The organism is Gracilimonas qinghaiensis, assembly GCF_046602855.1.
Lineage (GTDB): Bacteria > Bacteroidota > Rhodothermia > Balneolales > Balneolaceae > Gracilimonas.
The window spans coordinates 1,658,753-1,680,450 of the sequence record NZ_JBKINJ010000001.1; the positions used below are offsets into that span (position 1 = coordinate 1,658,753).

Here is a 21,698-nt window from a genome sequence, read left to right on the forward strand (position 1 = left end):
GTTTATACATTGACATACGTAAGCTATTACGAGAGCCCCATCGGTTATATCCGAATTCTTTCAAATGGAAAAGCCATCAAGGAGATCAAATTCATGGATTCGGATGGTCCTGAAGATCCCGATGTTCATACAGAATCAGCCCGAACACAGCTTCGCGAATATTTTGAAGGGAACCGGGATAGCTTTCAGCTGGACCTGGAACCTGAAGGAACCGAATTTGAACGATCAGTATGGCGTAGTCTGCTGGAAATACCAAACGGGAAAACCTGTAGCTATGGTGATATCGCCAAAAAGATCGGAGATCCTAAAGCTTCACAAGCTGTAGGCAGAGCTAATAGTAAAAACCCTATTGCTGTTATCATTCCTTGTCACCGTGTTATCAGTTCAGATAATAAACTTACCGGCTATGCAGGCGGACTTGAGCGAAAAGAGTGGTTACTGAAACATGAAGGGACCTTGCTCATCTAACTTATTTTTACGGACGGAATCAACCGATAGTTGTACATTCTCTATATACTTTTTTATAACTAAACTCTTATCCAATGAGATCTCTGAAGCTACTATTATTCTTTTTCACTATTGGAAGCGTTAGCCTTTTTGCTCAGATGCCTGATGCGCCTGAACGATCCGAAGGTGACGGTCCCTACGAGCGACTCATCATTCGTGGTGTAAACCTGATTGACGGAACCGGATCACCGGCTACGGGTCCCGTTGATATTGTGGTGGAAGGAAACAGAATTACTTCCATCAGCACAGTTGGATATCCCGGCCTCCCCATCAACGAAAACCGACGCCCACAAGCGGATGAAAACACTAAGATCTTAGATGCTGAAGGCATGTATCTGCTGCCCGGATTCTTTGACATGCATGCGCATACCGGTGGTAATGCTCAGGGTACAGTTCCTGAATATGTGTATAAACTGTGGCTGGCTCATGGCATTACTACTATTCGTGAACCGGGATCTTTTAATGGCATGGACTGGACACTTCGCCACAAAGAACTGAGTAAAAATAATGAGATCACTGCCCCAAGGATCTCTGCATGGATCGGATTTGGAATGGATTATGGTAAAGAGATCACCACACCGGAAGATGCCCGTAATTGGGTGCGAATGATCGCCGATAAAGGCGCAGACGGGGTCAAGTTCTTTGGAGCACAGCCAGCTATTTATTCTGCAGCAATTAATGAGGCTAACAAGCTGGGTTTGGGAACGATGACCCACCACGCCCAAACACGTGTTGTGTACAACAATGCGTTGCATTCCGCACAATATGGGTTAACATCATTGACTCATTGGTATGGTTTGCCTGAAGCTATGTTCGAACATCGTGTGATTCAGGATTACCCACTTGACTATAACTACAATAACGAGCAGCATCGATTTGAGGAAGCCGGAAATCTTTGGGAACAGGCTGCAGAACCGGGTTCAGATAAATGGAATTCGATTATGAACGAGATGCTTGAGCTGGACCTTACTTTGAACCCGACTTTCACCATATATGAAGCCAACCGTGATCTGAGTGCACAACGCAGAGCCGAGTGGCATGAAAAATATACTACACCTTCCCTTTGGGAATTTTATCAGCCAAGTAAGATCTCTCACGGTTCATACTGGCTGGAATGGGGAACTGAACAAGAAATTGCCTGGAAAGAAAACTTCAGGACTTGGATGCAATTTGTAAATGAGTATAAGAATAAAGGTGGCCGAGTTACTTTGGGCTCCGATGCCGGCTACATTTTTAAACTATACGGTTTCGGTTACATCCAGGAAATGGAATTGATGCGCGAGGCGGGGTTCCATCCTCTGGAGATCTTCCAAAGTGCGTCTCTGAAAGCAGCCGAGGTTTTGGATATAGATAATGAGCTTGGCACCATAGAGGTAGGCAAACTTGCTGATATGGTGATCGTAGATGCCAACCCGATGAAGAATCTGAAGGTTCTTTATGGAACCGGAGCCATCTACGTGAATGAAGATAACGTACCCATTCGTAAAGGTGGTGTTCGCTACACCATTAAAGACGGTATTGTATATGATGCCAAGCAGCTTCTCAAGGATGTTGAGGACATGGTAGAAGCTGCCAAAGCAAAAGAGAATTACAAGATCACCCAACCCGGTTTGGATTGGTAACAGAAGTATAAGTTATATGAGCTGGAATTCACGTCGTGATCTGAGAAAAATTCACCGATGGGGAGGCGCACTGATCGCTCTCCCTTTTCTTTTGGTCCTTATCACAGGACTTTTCCTGCAAGTAAAAAAAGAAGTGAACTGGATTCAGCCTCCATCACAGCAGGGAGTTTCTGCAATCCCATCCATAAGTTTTGATGATATACTCTCAGCATCGAGGACTGTCCCGGAGGCAAAGATATCAACATGGCAAGATATTGACCGGTTAGATGTTCGTCCAGATAAAGGTATAGTAAAAGTGAGAGCCGTTAACCGATGGGAGATACAGATCGATACTGAAACTGCAGAAGTTCTGCAAGTAGCTTATCGCAGGTCTGAGTTATTTGAGTCACTCCATGACGGTTCATGGTTTCACGATTCTGCCAAACTGTGGATCTTCCTGCCTTCAGGATTAGTGGTTACTGTATTATGGATCACGGGCATGTATCTATTCTTTGTACCGTATTTTGCTAAAAGAAGAAACAAAAAAAAGACTTGAAGAACGGAAAGCAGTAAAATCATAAAATTCACCTTACTTTAGAAAATTCCATCTACGTTAATAAGGCTACTTACTGAGTTTGATCTGAGCATGGTGCTAACCCAAATAATGCGTCTGGGGACTTTGTCGTATAGTTTAGGCACGAAATTATTTTTTCAATATAAAAGGCAGCTCTTTCAACTGCCTTTAACTATAAAATAATTTTTAACTTATTTTAGCTGACTTCGAAAGAAACTTTGGCATTTACACCATAAGAGACAATCTCATTATTAGTCACTTTGGCATTCATTTCTTTCACATAGATTGATTGAATGTTATCAACTGATTTTGACGCTTCTTTCAATGCATTCTCTACTGCGTCGTCAAAACTTTTCTCTGAACCTGCTATTATTTCTATTACTTTTGTAACACTCATAATATTGATGATTTATGTTTGGGTTCTGTTTGTCTAAATAACATTATACAGATAGATAAAATTTCATCTTTTCCTGCTAATTACAGCTAACACATTGCATACCAATGATATGCCTAATCCTCTAGTTCATTTTTTTATAAGCTGATAGACATGTTTAGAAGTCAAAAATGCTTAGAAATAAAAACCGATTCAAACGAAACGCATGAACCGGCTTTCTATAATGTTTTTTTAAAAGGGAATATTTCCTGTTTTAATAGTCCATTCGATTATCAAAATCCCGGAAGCAACATGACAGCATTCTGTACCATTCTGCTTGGACCAACCCAAAACATACGGTACTGCGTATTGTCTAGCAGAAATACCACCTTACCGCTTCCCATATTCTGAACAGCAGCAAAGGCCTTACCCTTTGAATTTTCCCTGTTCTCAACGGAAGCATAACCGGAAGCCAAAACCTCTCCTTCATTTACATAATAACCGACTGTTTGTAACGAGTTGGAAGGTACTATGCCATCGTTTCCAAACTTCAGTGAATAAAGTTGATCAGGTAATCCAAAAGCCAGAGGATTGGAATTATCGACAATGGCTTTGAATGCGGAACCCGGAATTCTTTCCAGTCCAAATACCTCTTCACGATCTTCATATCGTGTATATCCTTTTTCATCTACATCAGAACTATCTTCATCTGCAGCTTCGAAAAGCTCGGCATCAGTGAAACCTGACCGGTCTTTAGTGAGCCATGAGCCACTGCCCTCCGTACCGATCAGCACGCCTCCATTCCTGACCCAGGACTTAAGATCCTCTATCTGCGATTCATTCCAAACACCGTTCAGCCCACCCCAAGCTCCGGGCATAAGGATTACATTATATTCAGCCAGATCTATTCGGTTAAAGCTACCTGAGCGGATTCTGTCGATACCAAATTCTGTCCATTGATCAAATAAGAACCATAATTGACCTGCAGTATAAGAACTGAATGGTGAATCGATCATTAACGCTACTTTAGGTTTGTTAACCGGCTCACTGTCGCTTGAAGCCAGATCCATTCCGGTATCCATGCGACCTGTATCGAAGCCTTTGATAACCACATCAGCTTCATCAGCTAATTTTTGCATGTCGCGTGTTATTTCATTTCGCTTATCATAATTTCGGCCAACCAAAACGATCAGACTTCCTGCTGTGTACGTTTTACCCTGATAAGAAAAGGTGCGTCCTGCACTTCTGACGTTATAGCCCATCTCCCAAAGCTTAGCCAAAGCTTTCGGTGCATGACGTTGCTCCCAATCTATCACGTAAGCATATTGAGCCCCGGAATTTTCCATTCCCGATGGATAAGAAAGTTCTTCAGTTACAAGTTCAGTAGAAGCCCCAACACTATTCGTCGTCCATGCGGCATCCAAGTTGTAAGCCAAAGGCACTGACCATGTGGACATGTCATACATGACAGAATCTTCTATCTGTAATTGATTTCTGAACAGTGTATTTACAAATAAATGCTTTGGTTGATCGGTTTTGATGATGAAATCACCTGCCTCAAAATTTTGTGTTGATGAACTTCCATCCCAATAACTAAACGCATTACGCTGATTGAATTCTTCTGTAGCACGTTCGATACGCACATTGTGCTGCATCAGCATATTTATAACCTGATAAGTGTAGTCATTGGCATTGTTCTTCAGAATATATGCTTTGGTATTTCCTCTTTGAGAGGACTGTGATACTGAATTCTTAAAGTATCCCAAAAGTCCTTCTTTGTTCTCAACTGCTGTCTTAACGATGGTAACACCATTTAAGTAATGGTCAAAAACACGTTGCCTCAGGGTCAACACATAATCGTCGTCGGTTGTTACTGCGCGCCCGCCGCGACTGTGTCCACCTTGCTCAGCCAGCATCCCAATACCTCCCATTACACTTGGATAGGAAGAACCATAACCCGGGTAGAAGAAATCAAATGACTCACGCGTCGCGTAGTTCAAACCGGCTTTATCAAACTCCTCACCTGCGCCTCTTCCGAAGGTATCGGACCAGCTTTCATAGGCATCCGGAAGCTCTTTGTTACGAGGCGTTGTACCAGGCATAAGGAAGTAGTTATTATTAAATCCTTGCTCATGAAAATCCATATGAACCTGTGGCATCCAATCTTGATAGGCAGCAATACGTCCCTGTGATTCAGGATGCACTAACCAAACCCAATCACGGTTCAGGTCGAACCAGTAATGATTGGTACGTCCACCCGGCCAGATCTCATCATGCTCCAGATCATTTGCATCTGTATTCAGAATGTTAGCTCGTGATGATTTATACCAATACACATAACGGTCACGGCCATCAGGATTTATCATTGGGTCGATAATCACAACAGAATTATCCAGCCAATTTGCAGTCTCACTATCCGCTGCGGCAACCAAACGATAGGCCGTTTGCATTGCAGCCTCGCTGGATGAAGCTTCATTCCCATGAACATTATAACTCATCCAAACCACAACCGGTTTTCCATTGATCGAGTTAGATTCAGGATCACTTGCCAACTCCAAGTTTGCAGTTCGTATCGATTCAATATTATTCATATTCTCATCAGAAGAGATGACGGCATAATAAAGATCACGACCTTCATAGGTTGTGCCATATTTGTGAAAAGAAAGTTTATCCGACTCCTCCTCCAATTGTTTGAAGTACCCCATCACCTGATGATGAAAGGTGTATTCGGCACCCATCTCATAACCAAGATAATCTGCCGGTGAGGTAATACTTTGGTTATAGTTCAGATCCGGATGAAACTGAAAGCGTTCGAAAGCATCTTGCTGAGCAAAAGCAAGCGCAGACGTAAGCATAAATGTGAGAAAAGTAACTAAGTATTTCATATTGAAAAATGATTGATTAAAGGCATTTTGCTTAAGTTGATATTAAAATAAAGGTATTTTGTTAAGAGTAAATCATATTCTAGATTTTAAAGGTATGCGTGTATTTGATGAGAATTGATCTATTTTCATTCCTTGGCAAACTATCTAAACCATATCGTTGGCCATCAAGTACGGTATTTATAGTTTGATCAAAAACGATCCAAAGGTCTTGTCCTTCTCTAAAATTATAACGGAACCTAAAGTTAGCCCCGATCAGATCAGCTACATTACTGTATTGAATAAATGCACTGGTTGAGATTTTTTTATTGAATGCATATTCACTTTTTAACCGTCCAACATGGGCATCAAATTCCTTTTGCCCACGCCCGTTAATTTCAGGAAACCGTAGCCTTGTTAATTGGTAACTGCCGGAAATTTCGAGATGTAGGTTGGCTACCCAACGAGGATCGATCCTATATTGCGTACGGGTCCCATCAAAAAACTCTCCATATTCAAAGGTCACCCGACTCATAAGCCTTCTTGTACGCGGAGAGCTGTAACTGATCGATCCTTCAAAAAAATCATAATTTGAGACTGGAATAAAAATTTTATTGACCAGATCGAAAGCTTCTGCAGACAGCAAGTGCTCCTGATTATACTTAAATGAAGACCTTATAGATCCGTTATTCTTGAAGTTACTGGTCCATTTGAGTGCAATAAAGCGGCTCCTTAGATCATAAGAGTTATTTTCTAAAATGTTATAACTCTCAATATTAAAAGAATGCTGATTAAAGGCAGAGTTTTCGCCGGGTCGCCATCCATATCCTAATCGATAGAAATAATCTGAAGTATTTATTGTTTTGTAAAACCCAATGCCGGGGTTAAAATCCTGACCGGTGCGGTTAACAAAAAACCGATAAAATAGTCCTGTACTTGCTCTACGTTCCCAGGCGAGTCTAAATATGCTATTATTACTAAAATTATTTCTTCTGCCTTCAGGTACATCGCTGTCTATAGATTGGCTGACCCGGAACGTCAAATAATCGTCACGGTATAAATTCAGGTCGGTATCAAGACCTAATACTACATTCGAGTTCCCATCAGCACCAATGCGACTGGTGAAAATTCCACCTGCATAAGAACTGGGATTTAGTATACCTTTTTTCAATCTTAACACACCAAAATTCTCTGAAGGTAGCGACGCACTTGACGCTGTTTGAAGATTTAAAAAACCTACGTCCAAGTCACCTACTCTTCCTGTTAAGCGAGCCCCACCATAAATTCTAACCGGATTTCCGGCATTATCCAAGCCTATCCTACGGCTGTAAAAGAGGCGGGTGTCACCGTAATTAAAATCAAAAAGTGCTGATCGTTGCTGAAAAAATTGCCTTTTTTCCGGATAAGAAATTGAGAAACGAGTTAAGTTTAGCCGCTGCTCATCATTTTCTACCTGGGCAAAATCAGTGTTTGCAGTGAGATCCATTGTTAGATTATTGGTGACATTGTATTTAATGTCGAAGCCAAACTCATTTTTAAAATCTTCATCATATACGAAAGAGCTACCTGATTCATTTAGTGTATTTGTATTCTGCTGAAGAAAACCTGTTAATGCGTAAGGAGTGAAATATATCGGTCTTGGGGCATTCACATCGGTAAGTATAATATCCTTTGCCTTGGAGGGTTTTATCTTCCCTTCATCCCAATTAGGCGGTATCTGTGGATAAATATGTCTTTCATTATGATGAGACAACCATCGATAAACGATCAAACCCATTTCTGCAATCCCATTATTGCTTTGGAAACCGATACTGGAGAATGGGATCCTCATTTCGGCAAACCATCCCTCCTTCGTTTGCGTGGTCTCTACATCCCAATGCGTATTCCAGCTGCTGTTTATTGGCCTGTTTCCTCCAATGGTATTTGCGTCATTTGAGATAGATTGATCAAACCTGGTTCCGGCTGGAGTGGTAAAAAAACGCATCCCATTTTGGTCGTCGTTAAATGGATCCAATATTACTGCAAAAACATCGTCTCCACTGTATCTATCCCGATATAAGCTATTGGCAGAAATGGTAGATGGGTCATGAGTAAACATCTTAGCTGATATGTATAAAAATTCATCATCATAAGCAGTTCTGATCTCTGTTTTTTCACTCATCTGACCTAAGTAAACAGGCTCATATTGATACATTTGGTAGGGTTCGATCTCATCCCAAACCGGTTCATCAATGATGCCGTCAAGTGTAATAGGTTCTGTTAGCCGTTGAATTTTTATTGCAGACTGGGAAAAACCTTTTCCGGTCAGTATCAATGTTAAAAGACAACTACAGATAACTTTACACCACATTTAATAGACTCATATTTTTTATTGCGTTGTAACTCAACGATTAACGGATTTAGTTTTTTTCAATTATGTCAAATAAACGACGGATATTTTTAACAATGGGAAAAGCTTTGTTAAACATTGAAAATGAAGACTGTAAAATTCAAGTGTTACTTTTTAGTATTAGATTTTTGGACATTGCCAGTTTTAATTAAAATTACCCATGAAACAAGATCGGCTCTTCCTTATTTTGAATAGCCTTTTTAATGTTCTACCATGATTACTGCATTTAGATTACTTTGATCCTGATTTTAACATAGCAAAAGTCTATTTATCTGACAGATGAGATGTCGGTATCCAATAACTCTAATCAGAACCCAAAAACTATGACACCAACGTTAAAAGGACCTGATCTTGATGATGTTAAAACAGCCCAACAGATCATAAAAAAATATGCTAATCGTACACCGATCTTCACTAGCAAAAGCGTGGATAAAAGAGCGAGTGCGAATATCTTTTTCAAATGCGAGAATTTTCAAAAAGTAGGCGCCTTTAAATTCAGGGGAGCATGTAATGCAGTCTTTTCGCTGAGTGAGGAAGAAGCCCGAAAGGGAGTAGCCACTCATTCATCCGGTAATCATGCCCAAGCTGTCGCTCTTGCTGCAAAAATCCGGGGTATTCCGGCCTACGTAGTAATGCCTGAAAATGCCCCCAAAGTAAAAGTTAAGGCTGTTAAGGGTTATAGAGCTAAGGTTACTTTTTGTGAGTCCACACTGGAAGCACGAGAAACAACGCTTGAGGAAGTTGTACAAAAAACCGGGGCTACATTCATTCATCCTTATGATGATGCCCGTGTAATTGCGGGGCAAGGAACAGCAGCTATCGAATTACTCGAAGACAAACCAGACCTTGACTTGATCATCACCCCGGTGGGCGGCGGTGGACTCCTGAGCGGCACATCCATTTCGGCAAAGGCCATTAAGCCCAATATAAAAGTGATTGGAGCCGAACCGGAAATGGCAGACGATGCCTATCGATCGTTTAAAGCAGGTAGACTTATTCCTGTCAAAGATCCTAACACGGTCGCTGATGGATTAAGAACGTCGTTGGGACAATTGCCTTTTTCCATCATCACAAATAATGTAGATGACATAGCCACGGTCAGTGAAGATTCTATAATTGAATCAATGCGGTTTATATGGGAGCGTATGAACATGATCATTGAAGCTTCTTGTGCGGTACCCGTGGCGGCTGTATTTGATAAAAAAATTGAAATCGATGGGAAAAAAGTTGGTATCATCATCACAGGTGGAAATGTGGATCTCGATAATTTACCTTGGTGAAATTTTAGCAATTTGAAACTTTTGCCCTCATTTTACGTCTTTAATGAAAATATTTGATCATGGGACAAAAAAATAAATACAATAATTACTCCTTCGAATCAGAAATAGATGGATATGCTGACCACGATCCGAACTTTGATCTAGACGAGTACATCCGCAAAATGAGCGGCGAGGAACAAATGTTAACCTCTCAGCAATATGAGGAAGAAGAGGATGACAGATCACAATTCAAAAATGCTATTCTCATATTTATAGTTTTTGCAGCTTCATATTTATGGATCAATGACTGGAATATGAGTCAGACCTGGAACAGTATATTTGGCAGTGATGAGGCTGCCTTCGTTTCATCTTCTGAAGTTCCTTCTGTTGACATCCCAACAATACCTTCCATTCCCGTTAACCCAATGGCACCCGGTGAAGTTAACTCACAGGAATTCACAGAATTTCTGGCAGCTGCACAATCAAACGGAGCAGCACGGTTTTACAGTAATATCGCCCTGCAAACTATGTATGAATCTGGCGTTACGATGGAATATCTCAAACAGCTTGTGGCTGCCGGCATTACTGATCAGTCCTTTCCCGCAGTCATAGCATATCACGAAAGTGGTGTAACAATGGAATATCTTTTTCTATTGAAGGAATCCGGATATCTGACAAACCTTTCCTTCCCTGCAGTGATTGCCTATTTCGAAAGTGGCGTAACCGTTGAATATTTGGATCAGCTAAATGAAAATGATTTATTACAAGGAATGAACTACCCCGAAGTAGTAAATGCTTATAAATCTGATAACTAAGCTGTCTTGATCTATCAAAACACGTTTTTCGACTCATCCAGATCCCGGAATTGCAACTCATATAGATGACTATATAATCCGTTCAGTTGTATAAGTTCAAGGTGAGTCCCCTCTTCTACTATCCTCCCTTCATCCATGACCAAAATTTTATCTGCATGCTGAACCGTTGACAATCTATGTGCGATCACAAACGTTGTTCGGTTCTCCATAAGGCGATTTAAGGCTTCCTGAACCTGAGCCTCAGATTCGGAATCCAGTGATGAAGTAGCTTCATCCAACAAAAGTATAGCCGGATTTTTTAGAATTGCACGGGCTATAGCCAGTCTTTGCCGCTGACCGCCGCTGAGTTTTACTCCCTTCTCTCCAACTAGTGACTCATATCCTTGTTCAGTTTCCAGGATAAAATCATGTGCGTTTGCATCTTTAGCAGCCTGAATCATTTCTTCTTCACTTGCATCCAACTTTCCATACATGATGTTCTCACGAATGGTTGTTCCAAACAAATGCACCTCCTGTGGTACGATGGAAATATGTGCTCTAAGAGACTTAAACTTCACATCCTGAATATTGATTCCATCCACATAGATAGATCCCTTCTGAGGATCGTAGAATCTTGGGATCAAATTCAGAAAAGTAGTCTTCCCTGCTCCGCTCGGGCCCACGAGAGCTACTGTCTTTCCCGCCTCAGCTTTGAAATCAATTCCCTTCAAAACATCTTTTCCTCCTTCATAACTAAACCAAAGGTCTTGAACCGTTACCTCCCCTGTTACTGAATTTAATTCTACTGCATTTGGGTCGTTTTCTATCTCAGGAGTTTCCTCAAGTAACTCAAAGATACGTTCTGAAGCGCCTGCTGCGGTATTAACAGCTGTATAAAGCCTCGATGTTTGACTAATAGATCTTGAAATATTTAACGCATAGATTATAAAAGCTACCAAGTCTCCTGCAGTAAGCCTATCAGCTAAGACTTCCTTGCCTCCATACCAAAAGATGATGATCAATGTACTCATAAACATTATTCCCACACCTGACCAAAAAAACTGGGTGAGTACCACTTTCCTACGAGCGGTCGTGAACAACTTTTCAACAGCGTCTTTGTAGCGGCTTACTTCGTAATCTTCCCTAACAAAAGCTTTTACCAAACGCACGGCTCCTAGTGCATCTTCAGCTACGGCAGTAGAATCTGCCAGTTCATCTTGAATATCCTTAGAGAGATGTCGGATCTTTTGGCCAAAATATCTGGTGGCCAAAGTCACAAATGGTACCGTCAGAAAGATCACCATACTCAATCGCCAGTTTAAGATTACCATTAGAGATATGGAACCGATCAACGAAAATGTAATGGTAAGAAGCTGCGGAAGTGAATCAGTCAGTGCTGTACGTATCGACCCAACATCATTGGTAAGCCGCGAGGTGATCTCTCCCAACCGTCTTTCAGCAAAGAACTTGAAACCAAGCCGGTGAAGATGCTCATACACTTTTTTGCGCAGGTCAGTGATAACGCGTTCACCTACCCATTCTAAATGGTAATTCCCGAAAAAGGAAAATGCAGCTTGTAACACAAACAGAACAAACAAAGCTATCGCTAGCCAATTCAAAAGCTCATTATTACCGGATTCAAAGACAGCATCCAGTAATTCTCGAAGTCCTAGAGGCACTGTCAGCCAAATCGCTGAGGCTGCCAATGCCGCAACTGTTGCCATGTAAAACCGCAACCGATAGGGCTCACTTAAAGCAAAGATCTGTTTCAGTGTCAGCCAAAGCGATTTTATAGATTTATTCTTTTTTTGCACTTATATCTTTTTAGTATTTATTCACAATTTACCACTACAAGCTGTTTTTACTCAAAATAAATCAAAATATGACATGTATTTTTGGTCTCAAATCCCTATCTATCATATAAATTCAAAGGTGTTACAAATGGATAGTGAAATACTGACGTGGATATTCCTTGTCGGAGGAATACTTTTGATCTTTCTTGAGGCAATACTACCCGGCGGTGTCGCCATATTACTTGGGTTAAGTGGCTTAGGTGTAGGTATTCTGCGATATTTTGGCTTTTTAGAGGATCCGCTGACTGCCACCTTTATCTGGTTGTTCTCATCTACCATATTAACGATAGCTATTAGACCTTTCATCAACAAATATTTCAAAGGTGAAAGCTCCTATAAATTAGCCGATGAGGATTTCGAAGCCATGGATCAGATCGCAGAAGTAGTTGAACCGATCAATGAACTCAGCAATGAGGGACGAATTCGCTTTCAGGGAATTTCATGGCAAGCCCGCTCAATGGATGGAAAAATACCAGAGGGAGTGCAGGTCAGGATCAAATACCGGGATAACACCACCTGGATCGTTGAACCGGTAGATATCATAGAATCCCCTAAGGACCAACTTAAAGACTCAAACAAAAACTAATATGTGGACCACTTTTTTAGTCATCATCGTTTTATCCTATTTCGTACTCACGAGGTTATTTCAGATCGTGGAGTTTCGAGAAGAGGTTATTCAGGAACGTCTTGGCAAGTACAAGAAAACCCTTAAACCAGGTTTTCATTTTTTGATCCCTTTTGTCGATCGCCCGGCCTATAGTCAAGAAATGCGGGAGCAAGTATTGGATGTTCCTAGCCAAACCTGTATCACCAAAGATAACATTGAGGTAGCCGTTGACGGACTTGTCTATCTAAAAGTTATGAATTCTCATAAAGCCAGTTACGGTATTTCCGATTATCAGGCAGCAGCAGTAAATCTGGCTCAAACAACCATGCGGAGCGAGATCGGTAAAATGACGCTTGATGATACTTTTTCTGAGCGGGAAAAAATGAATGAGAATATCGTCCGGGAAATTGACAAGGCGGCTGATCCGTGGGGGATCAAAGTGATGCGATATGAGCTCAAAAATATTCGGCCTTCCGGGGAGATCATTGATACAATGGAAAGACAGATGGAAGCCGAGCGTGAGAAACGTGCTGAGATCACCAACTCCGAAGGACATCGTCAGGCCCGTATTTATGAATCTGAAGGAGAACAGCAAAGTCAGGTTTTGGTATCTGAGGCGAACAGGCAAAAGCGCATCAACGAAGCTAAAGGACGGGCAAAAGAGATAGAGCTAATAGCAACGGCAACTGCTAAGGGATTACGAAGAGTGGCTGAGGCCATTGAACGTCCCGCCGGAGAGCTTGCCGTGAAAACGAAATTAGTTGAGCAATACATCAAGCAGTTCGGGAATATTATCAAAAAGTCCAATGTATCCGTGCTTCCAACTGAAACTGCCAACCTGAAAACCTTTTTTGAGGGTGTAAGTACCATCAGCGATCACACCAAAGATTCAGGCTCATCAAATAAAATTAAATCGAGTAATTAAGGATCATCACCATGGAAATTTTTGAGACTATCAGTAAAGTATTATTGGGAATATTCTCCATCTACGTGATGTATCAATTTGTCCGCTCCCTGCGCCTTGTGCCCAATCAGTTTGCCTTTATAGTGGAACGACTTGGTAATTATCACAAAACATTGGGACCCGGATTTCACGCTCTCATCCCCTTCATCGACAAAGTAGTTTATAAGCAGGATCTTAGGGAAGAAACCATTGAAGTGGAACCACAGGAGTGCTTCACTAAAGACAATGTTAAGGTTGAAGTTGACGGAGTGATCTATCTCAGTGTAATGGATCCTGTAAACGCCAGTTATGGCATCACTGACTACCGTTATGCCGCAGTTCAGCTTGCACAGACCACTACACGTTCGGTACTGGGAAATATGGAGTTGGATCAAACTTTTGAAGAACGAGCCTCTATGAGTCGTGAAGTGGTCAAAGTACTGAGTGAGGTTGAACAACTATGGGGGATCAAAGTCCACAGATATGAGATCAAGAATATCATGACACCGCGCACCGTTCAAAAAGCAATGGAGCGGCAAATGACTGCCGAACGTGATCGGCGAGCAATTATAGCCAAATCTGAAGGTGTAAAAGGCTCTAAAGTGAATGATGCTGAAGGTGTCAGAACTGAGATCATCAACATTTCGGAAGCTGAAATGCAGCGCAGGATCAACGAAGCAGAAGGATATGCTGAAGAGATCTTGTCCATTGCCGAGGCCACTGCCAAATCCATCGAAGAAGTAGCTGATGCCCTCGCCCAGCCTAAAGGGGCCGAAGCTATGAAACTGCAGCTTTCAGAGAAATACCTCGACGTATTATCCGGATTAGGTCGTACTGAAAACAGCGTAATATTGCCTAAGGATATCTCGAATTATGAAGCTTTGATGGAGGGGCTTTCTCTAAAAGATCTGGATGAGAATAAGGGGAAGGAGGAGTAGCTGATGCTCAGCCTGACGGATTATCTGTCAGATCGGGTTACTAAACATTCCATGCAGGCTCCTAACCCTGTCTCTATCGCTGCGGCAAGTAGAACCGCATTACAATACTTTTTTCACGGGCGTAGGGCAAGGGCACGTCGTGGTGAGAAATTTGGCTGTTACAGCCTTTTTTATTGGCTTGGTTCGAAAGCAACATCATAATTTGTATAAGCGTCTGCCTCCCTGATAATCGCGGTAAAGTCAGCATGGGTGCCCAAGGTTTTTCTGAAACAACCTTCACATTTATTTATATTTAATATTCTGAAAAGCAGTTATTCAATAACATCAATTTCAAAAATAATTCACTCATGGACCCATTAGATTCGGCTGTACAAAATAAAATCAACCAATGGCTTTCCGGCAGCTATGATGACGATACTAAAGCTGAGATCCAGGAGAAATTAGATGCAGAGAAATTTGATGAACTAACCGATGCATTTTACAAAGATCTCGAATTTGGAACCGGTGGATTACGGGGAATCATGGGTGTCGGCTCAAATCGTGTAAACAAATATACTTTTGGAATGGCCACTCAGGGACTATCCAACTTTCTGAAAAAACAATATCAGGATGAAGAGATTAGCGTTGTAATTGCACACGACTGTCGAAATAATTCAGTGCAACTAGCCAATGTGGTGGCAAACGTTTTTTCCGCTAACGGGATAAAGGTATATTTTTTTGATGCCCTCCGTCCAACTCCTGAACTGTCCTACGCCATTCGCGAACTCGGCTGTAAAAGCGGAGTGATGCTTACGGCCTCTCACAACCCTAAAGAATATAATGGCTACAAAGCGTACGGTGCTGATGGAGGTCAATTGGTGGCCCCACAGGATAAAATGGTGATGGAGGAAGTGCAAAGCATCGCCTCGGTTGATGAGGTAAAATTTGAGCGTAACAATGACCTCATTGAAATGATCGGTGCTGATATGGATGAAAAGTATTTGAATGAATTGGTAAGTTTGTCTGTATCGAAAGATGCCATTAAACGTCAAAAGGATATGAAGATCGTCTTCTCACCTATCCACGGGACCTCCCGGAAATTGGTTCCCGATGTACTTGAAAGATTTGGGTTTGAGAATTTAATATTGGTGGAAGAGCAAATGACAGCCGACGGTGACTTCCCTACAGTGGTTTATCCTAATCCTGAAGAAAAAGAAGCTCTGAATATGGCATTGGAAAAGGCCAGAGACACGGGTGCGGACCTGGTAATGGCTACCGACCCAGATGCCGATCGCGTAGGAATAGCCGTTCGAAATACAGAAGGAGAATTGGTTCTTCTAAACGGAAACCAAACCGGATCACTCCTTATCAACTACATGCTCGAAGCTTGGGAAAAAGCCGGCAAGATCACCGGAAATGAATATATTGTTAAAACAGTCGTCACCTCTTACATCATCGATCGTATTGCAGATAAAAAAGGTGTAGAGTGTTTCAATACCCTAACAGGTTTCAAATATATCGGTGAGTTAATGACCAAACTTGAAGGCAAAAAGCAATTTATTGCCGGCGGTGAGGAAAGCTACGGATATTTGGTTGGAGACCATGTGCGAGATAAAGATGCAGTGATCTCGTGTGCCATGATAGCTGAAATGGCAGCTTTTTATAAAGACCAAGGGAGCAGCTTGTACGAAGCTTTGCTTGATATGTACGTTGAATACGGCCTTTTTCGTGAAGATCTAAAATCTGTTTACAAAAAAGGAAAATCAGGTGCCGAAGAGATCAAGAAAATGATGATGAACTTCAGGGCAAATCCACCAGAGAAATTGGCTGGTTCTCAGGTTGTTATCATTAAGGATTATCAAAGCTCAAAGGAGAAGAATATTGCTACCGGGGAGGTTACCGATATCGACCTGCCGAAATCTAACGTGTTGCAATTCATAACTGAAGACGGAAGCATTGTTTCTGTTCGGCCATCAGGAACCGAACCCAAGATCAAATTCTACTGCAGTGTCAACGTAAATCTTATGAGTGCTGATGATTATAGCCCTGCGGTGGCAACATTAGATAAAAAAATTGATGTAATGATCGAAGCTCTCAGTTCATAACACAACAAATTATCATAAGACTCTTGATAGTTCTTTACTTTAATTGTCAAACCCTCTTAATTGGAGTAGAAATTCACAGCCTTTTCAGGGAACACTGAGCCTCTAAATATGTTGTGATATATAGATATATTAATACAGCTTAATAAAAAAAGGATTTATAAATGAGTGTAGTTAGAAGAGAAACCATTGAAAAATTGCTTGGACAGACCCAAGACCTAAACGTAACCATCTTTCTGCCAACCCACAAAACAGGAGAAGAGGGAAAGCAAGACTCTATACGGCTTAAGAATTTGGTACAAAAAGCCAAAACGGACCTGATAGATCTAGGGTGGAAAGAAAACAGGGTCGATGACCTTTTCAAGCCGGTGATCGATAAGACCGAAGAAAATCAATTTTGGTTACATCAGGATAAAGGCTTAGCGATATATGCAAACGAAGAATATTACGATATTTTTAAAATACCGGTAAGCCCCAAAGAAAATTATTACATCTCCGAGAATTTTTTGATCACTCCGTTACTTGAGCTTCAAAATCACCACAATGATTATCATGTGTTGGTGCTGAGCCAGAATGAAACAAAAATGTTGAAAGTCGCACCCGATGAGACTAGCCAGGTAACATTCGAAAGTGTGCCTACAAGCATGGAAGAGCATTTGAAATTTCATATCCATGACCGTTCCCTTCAACATCATGTAGGAACTACAAGAAGTGATGCTGTATTTCATGGCCATGGTACTGATGTGGATGAAGATAATAAGGAGCTAGAGTTGTTCCTGAAACACATTGAGAATAAAGTGACCAAATATATGAAGAAACAATACGGACCGCTTATACTTGCCGGTCCCGGAAAACTGATTTCTTACTACAAAAAAGCGAATAAGTATTTCAATGTTTTAGATGAAACGATGATAGGAAACTTTGATACCAAGTCCATTAAAGAAATTGTGGATGAATCGTGGGATATCGCTGAATCATATTTCCGTGAAGAGATCGAAAGTGATATTGAACGCTTTAATAATCTGAAAGGCAGTGAACTCATATCTACTGATATCAGTGATGTGATCAAAGGAGCCTATTTTGGTAAAGTGGATACTCTCTTTGTTCCTATGGGCTTTCATCAATACGGTATTTTCGATCCTGAAAAAAATAAGGTAGAGATCTCCGATAAAATGAATGGCAAGACCATTGACCTGATCAACTTTGCTGCTATCTCAGCGATCAGAAATGGAAGTACTTTGTACGGATTACCTCAGGAAGAAGTGCCTGAAAACTCCGGGTTAGCGGCCATTTACAGATATAAGACATAATTAGATAACCGGTTCCGTGGAAACCAAGGCTGAAGACCATGAAATAATATAACCCATGGACCAATCGCCTAACGGAACCGGAATTCTAATTTCTTATTTAATAGGCAGGGTGACCTTGAACAAAGTTCCTTCACCTTCTATGGAATTGATATGCAGATTTCCATCTAACTTATCTATTAGATGTTTAACTAACGGTAGCCCAAACCCATATCCAGACTCCCCTTTAGTGCCCGATGTGCTTTGAGCATTTTCATTCAAGATCTCTTCAATTTTTCCAGAACTTATTCCCACACCTGTATCTTTTATTGAAAAAAGCAGCTTTGCGGTATCAGATTCCTTATTCAGGTTAAATTCCTGACGAACCATCACCATACCACCATCCGGAGTAAATTTTATAGCATTCGAAATTATATTTCCCAGTATCTGTAATATCTTATTTTTGGGAAATGGGATCTCTGCATTTTCTGATTCGTTAACGATGGTCAGATCAATGTATTTAGCTTTAGCCTGAGGTATATAAAGTTGCTCAAGTTTATCTTTGAGAGTATATAGGTTAAATTCGTTGGATTTTGGAGACCGCATTTCTTCCGTGTTACTACTTGATAAAACATCATCAGCGAGTTCAAGTAATGATTGCCCCCCTTGTTTTATAAGATTAATCAGTTCCAGGATATCATCAACATCTTTTTTCTCACCCTGTTCTTTGATAAGATCAGCCACTCCTATTATGCCGCCCAGTGGACCACGTATATCATGACTTAATTTCCGCTGTGATTCTTTGGCCTCCTCCAGTTCATCTTTAAGAGTATTCAATGCTTTATATGCAGAGAGCCTGCCTACAATTTCAGTGGCTATGATCTTGAGCATTTCAATTTTTTCAGGAGTCAGGTTCTTTTGATCATCATCAAGTACACAAAGCGCACCTATGTTATTTCCATCTTTAGTGGTTAATGGAATACCATAATAGTAGCGAAGGTTTGGGTCTTCGGTTACGTAGTCAAATTTATTGAACCTTTCATCTGCACTGAGGTCTTCGACCTCCAAAGGATCATCACCTACGATAGTATACTGGCAAACTGATTTCTCTCTTGGCATTTGATCAATGGGTAATCCGTAGTGTGCAATAGACCATTGGGTAAAGGTATCGATCAGGTTGATAAGTGAGATAGCGGTACCTGCAATTTTTGCAGCCAATTTTGTCAGGTCTTTGAACTGATCATCCAGGTCGGAATAATCAAGGTCTAATTCAGAAAGCTCCATTAGCCTTTCAAATTCCTTTTCAGGAATCGGATTCAGTACATTGGTTTCCATAATGCGCCTCATTGGATTATCATTAATATAATCTAATATTAAATTATATTAATGATATAACAAGCCGCATTTAAAACTCATTACCTAAACAAAATCTTTGGCTTATACCTACATTGCAGATCAAAATCTGCGTAATACAGGTATATTTGTGATAATTATTTCAGTTCGAAGATCTTACCCGCTTTCTGGCTAACGATATCTTCCATTTCAAGTTGAAGTAAGGTCACCAATAACTGACTGGTATCCATTCCTACTTTATCGCTAAGGTCATCCACCTGATGAGCTTTTTCTTCAAGGATCTCACAAATTTTTTTTGCTCTTTCATCAAGAATTTCTTTACGCCAGTCTTTCTTTTTCTTTTCCTGAACGATTGATCCATTTCTATCTGAATCGTTACCAACCGGCAATTCCTCCAGAATGTCATCTACCGTCTGGACAAGCTTAGCTGCCCCTCTCTTGATCAGATAGTTACAGCCTGTTCCTGAGGGACTCAGTACTGGGTGAGGTAATGCAAATACCTCCCTGTTTTGGTCCAACCCAATGTCCGCGGTGATCATGCTGCCACCTTTTATCCCGGATTCTATAACCAAAACCCCCAGACTCATACCACTTACGATCCTGTTACGAACCGGGAAATTACCGGCATCAGGTTTCGTCCCAAGTGGATATTCCGTAATAACGGCGCCGCCCGATTTTACAATATCATTGGCCAAAGACGCATTTTCCCGCGGATACAAATTGTCTATACCTGAGCCAAGTACGGCCACTGTCTTCCCATTATGTTCCAACGCTGTCCGATGAGCAATAGAATCGATCCCGCTTGCGAGTCCACTAAAAATACAAAGGTCTTTATCAGCCAGATTACCGGTGAACTTCTTTGCCATTTTCCTGCCATAAGGTGAGGTATTTCGGGTACCCACCACCGCAACTCCCGGATGCTTTAAAATTTCTGCATTTCCTTTGATCCAAAACAGAATGGGTGGGTCATAGATCTGCTTTAACAGGTCAGGATATTCAGGATCAGCCAGTGTGACAATTTCTGACCCATTTCGGACTGTATGTGTTAGAATATCATTCACCTTATCCCAATCATCAAAGGAAAGCACAGATAACGCGGAAGCTTCTCCAATTCCCTCTACAGAACGAAGTTCGCGTTTACCCAAATGAAAGATCTTTTCCGGATCATTAGTATGCTTGATCAAATTAAAAACGCGCCGGCAACCAAACCCCGGTATAATACTGAGCGCTAGTAGTACCCTAAGTTTCTTCTTATTTTTTAACATCTTGAATCAATTCCCACAGTTTCTCTCTAAGTTCATCGATACCGTGACCGGTAGCCGAGGAAATAGGAATAACGGGAATTTCATCATCAAAGTGAAGTTCCTGATCCAACTCATAGCCCTCCTTTAGATCCATCTTAGTGATGGCAAGTACCCGTGGTTTATCAAGAAGGTCTTTACGAAAAGACTTTAATTCATTTAAAAGAGCTTTGTATTCATATTCAATATCGGTGATGGCACTCACCATAAATAGCAAAACATTATTGCGTTCAATATGTCTCAGAAATTGAATACCGAGTCCTTTTCCTTCATGAGCTTCCTCTATGATTCCCGGAATATCCGCCATTACAAAACTGCGGTAATCTGAAAATTTCACAACACCCAGATTGGGTTCCAGCGTAGTGAAGGGATAATCAGCTATTTTAGGCTTAGCATGAGATAAAGCTGAAAGCAAGGTGCTTTTACCCGCATTTGGAAAGCCAACCAATCCCACATCGGCAATAAGTTTCAATTCCAGTTCAACTACACGTTCTTCACCGGGTTTTCCTTCTTGCGCATATTGAGGCGTCTGATTCGTAGAACTCTTAAAATGCCAGTTACCAAGTCCGCCTTTACCTCCTTTAGCTATTACAAGTTTTTCTTCATGCTCGGTGATCTCACCAAGACGTTCTTTGGTCTCGGCATCAAAGACAACCGTGCCTAGCGGCACTTCAAGGATCTCATCCTTTCCGTCACCTCCTGAGCTTCGCTGTTTTGAACCATCTTCTCCGGCGGCTGCTTTGATATACTTTCGATAGCGAAGGTCAAGTATGGTATTGAGTTGCTCATTTCCCACAAGCACCACATCACCTCCCTTGCCGCCATCACCACCGTCAGGACCTCCTTTGGGAACATACTTTTCTCTACGAAAATGAAGGGATCCATCCCCTCCTCTTCCGGCAGTTACATAAATTTTGGCGTAATCGGCAAAGCGCATGTTTGTCTTGTATTATAGAGTTTAAATAAAAAACTACTTTA

At 41.2% G+C, this 21,698-nt stretch carries 17 protein-coding genes; 10 read left to right on the forward strand and 7 right to left on the reverse strand.

Features of this window, described 5'->3' with window-relative positions:
• The first annotated feature begins 9 nt into the window (after window positions 1-9).
• From ACKGJO_RS07450 to ACKGJO_RS07460, 3 genes are all read left to right on the forward strand, one after another.
• Window positions 10-468 (forward strand): methylated-DNA--[protein]-cysteine S-methyltransferase, encoded by a 459-nt coding sequence (locus tag ACKGJO_RS07450; protein ID WP_411322784.1) that lies wholly within the window; start codon window positions 10-12, stop codon window positions 466-468.
• 74 nt (window positions 469-542) lie between these two features.
• Window positions 543-2,129, forward strand: a complete 1,587-nt coding sequence (locus ACKGJO_RS07455; RefSeq protein WP_411322785.1) for an amidohydrolase family protein — start codon at window positions 543-545, stop codon at window positions 2,127-2,129.
• A gap of 16 nt (window positions 2,130-2,145) precedes the next feature.
• The gene (locus ACKGJO_RS07460; RefSeq protein WP_411322786.1) at window positions 2,146-2,664 is read left to right on the forward strand and encodes a PepSY domain-containing protein; all 519 of its coding nucleotides are present in this window, start codon (window positions 2,146-2,148) and stop codon (window positions 2,662-2,664) included.
• Window positions 2,665-2,878: 214 nt separating this feature from the next.
• On the opposite strand, the gene ACKGJO_RS07465 is transcribed toward ACKGJO_RS07460, so the two are convergent.
• The 3 genes from ACKGJO_RS07465 to ACKGJO_RS07475 all read right to left on the reverse strand — a co-directional run bounded on the left by ACKGJO_RS07465 (window position 2,879) and on the right by ACKGJO_RS07475 (window position 8,230).
• Window positions 2,879-3,079, reverse strand: a complete 201-nt coding sequence (locus tag ACKGJO_RS07465) for a dodecin family protein (RefSeq protein WP_411322787.1) — start codon at window positions 3,077-3,079, stop codon at window positions 2,879-2,881.
• A gap of 269 nt (window positions 3,080-3,348) precedes the next feature.
• A complete protein-coding gene (locus ACKGJO_RS07470; RefSeq protein ID WP_411322788.1) occupies window positions 3,349-5,940 on the reverse strand; it encodes a M14 metallopeptidase family protein in 2,592 nt (863 codons plus the stop codon).
• Between the two features lie 79 nt (window positions 5,941-6,019).
• The gene (locus ACKGJO_RS07475) at window positions 6,020-8,230 is read right to left on the reverse strand and encodes a carbohydrate binding family 9 domain-containing protein (RefSeq protein WP_411322789.1); all 2,211 of its coding nucleotides are present in this window, start codon (window positions 8,228-8,230) and stop codon (window positions 6,020-6,022) included.
• Window positions 8,231-8,628: 398 nt separating this feature from the next.
• Here ACKGJO_RS07475 and ACKGJO_RS07480 point away from each other — a divergent pair, with 398 nt between their 5' ends.
• Together ACKGJO_RS07480 and ACKGJO_RS07485 are read left to right on the forward strand one after the other, a co-directional pair.
• A complete protein-coding gene (locus ACKGJO_RS07480) occupies window positions 8,629-9,585 on the forward strand; it encodes a pyridoxal-phosphate dependent enzyme (protein ID WP_411322790.1) in 957 nt (318 codons plus the stop codon).
• 59 nt (window positions 9,586-9,644) lie between these two features.
• Complete coding sequence (locus tag ACKGJO_RS07485; protein WP_411322791.1) at window positions 9,645-10,379, forward strand: hypothetical protein; 735 nt, start codon at window positions 9,645-9,647, stop codon at window positions 10,377-10,379.
• Window positions 10,380-10,393: 14 nt separating this feature from the next.
• Here the strand turns inward: ACKGJO_RS07485 and ACKGJO_RS07490 are convergent, their stop codons facing one another.
• Complete coding sequence (locus tag ACKGJO_RS07490) at window positions 10,394-12,172, reverse strand: ABC transporter ATP-binding protein (protein WP_411322792.1); 1,779 nt, start codon at window positions 12,170-12,172, stop codon at window positions 10,394-10,396.
• A gap of 127 nt (window positions 12,173-12,299) precedes the next feature.
• Here ACKGJO_RS07490 and ACKGJO_RS07495 point away from each other — a divergent pair, with 127 nt between their 5' ends.
• The 5 genes from ACKGJO_RS07495 (at window position 12,300) to ACKGJO_RS07515 (ending at window position 18,090) form a co-directional block, all read left to right on the forward strand.
• A complete protein-coding gene (locus ACKGJO_RS07495) occupies window positions 12,300-12,797 on the forward strand; it encodes an NfeD family protein (RefSeq protein ID WP_411322793.1) in 498 nt (165 codons plus the stop codon).
• A gap of 1 nt (window position 12,798) precedes the next feature.
• On the forward strand, window positions 12,799-13,743 hold the full coding sequence (locus ACKGJO_RS07500) for an SPFH domain-containing protein (RefSeq protein WP_411322794.1): 945 nt from the start codon (window positions 12,799-12,801) through the stop codon (window positions 13,741-13,743).
• 11 nt (window positions 13,744-13,754) lie between these two features.
• Entirely contained in the window at window positions 13,755-14,699 is a 945-nt protein-coding gene (locus ACKGJO_RS07505) for an SPFH domain-containing protein (protein ID WP_411322795.1), read from the forward strand.
• Between the two features lie 347 nt (window positions 14,700-15,046).
• Window positions 15,047-16,783: a phospho-sugar mutase gene (locus ACKGJO_RS07510; protein ID WP_411322796.1), complete on the forward strand. Its 1,737-nt coding sequence runs from the start codon at window positions 15,047-15,049 to the stop codon at window positions 16,781-16,783.
• A gap of 161 nt (window positions 16,784-16,944) precedes the next feature.
• On the forward strand, window positions 16,945-18,090 hold the full coding sequence (locus ACKGJO_RS07515; RefSeq protein ID WP_411322797.1) for a baeRF7 domain-containing protein: 1,146 nt from the start codon (window positions 16,945-16,947) through the stop codon (window positions 18,088-18,090).
• A 93-nt stretch (window positions 18,091-18,183) separates the two neighbouring features.
• Here ACKGJO_RS07515 and ACKGJO_RS07520 read toward each other — a convergent pair whose 3' ends face one another.
• The 3 genes from ACKGJO_RS07520 to obgE form a co-directional block, all read right to left on the reverse strand.
• Window positions 18,184-19,401 carry a GAF domain-containing sensor histidine kinase gene (locus tag ACKGJO_RS07520; protein WP_411322798.1) on the reverse strand — a complete coding sequence of 406 codons (1,218 nt, stop codon included), beginning with the start codon at window positions 19,399-19,401 and terminating at the stop codon, window positions 18,184-18,186.
• A gap of 155 nt (window positions 19,402-19,556) precedes the next feature.
• Window positions 19,557-20,603: a DNA-processing protein DprA gene (gene dprA, locus ACKGJO_RS07525; RefSeq protein WP_411322799.1), complete on the reverse strand. Its 1,047-nt coding sequence runs from the start codon at window positions 20,601-20,603 to the stop codon at window positions 19,557-19,559.
• A 67-nt stretch (window positions 20,604-20,670) separates the two neighbouring features.
• A complete protein-coding gene (gene obgE, locus ACKGJO_RS07530; RefSeq protein WP_411322800.1) occupies window positions 20,671-21,657 on the reverse strand; it encodes a GTPase ObgE in 987 nt (328 codons plus the stop codon).
• Window positions 21,658-21,698: the final 41 nt, after the last annotated feature.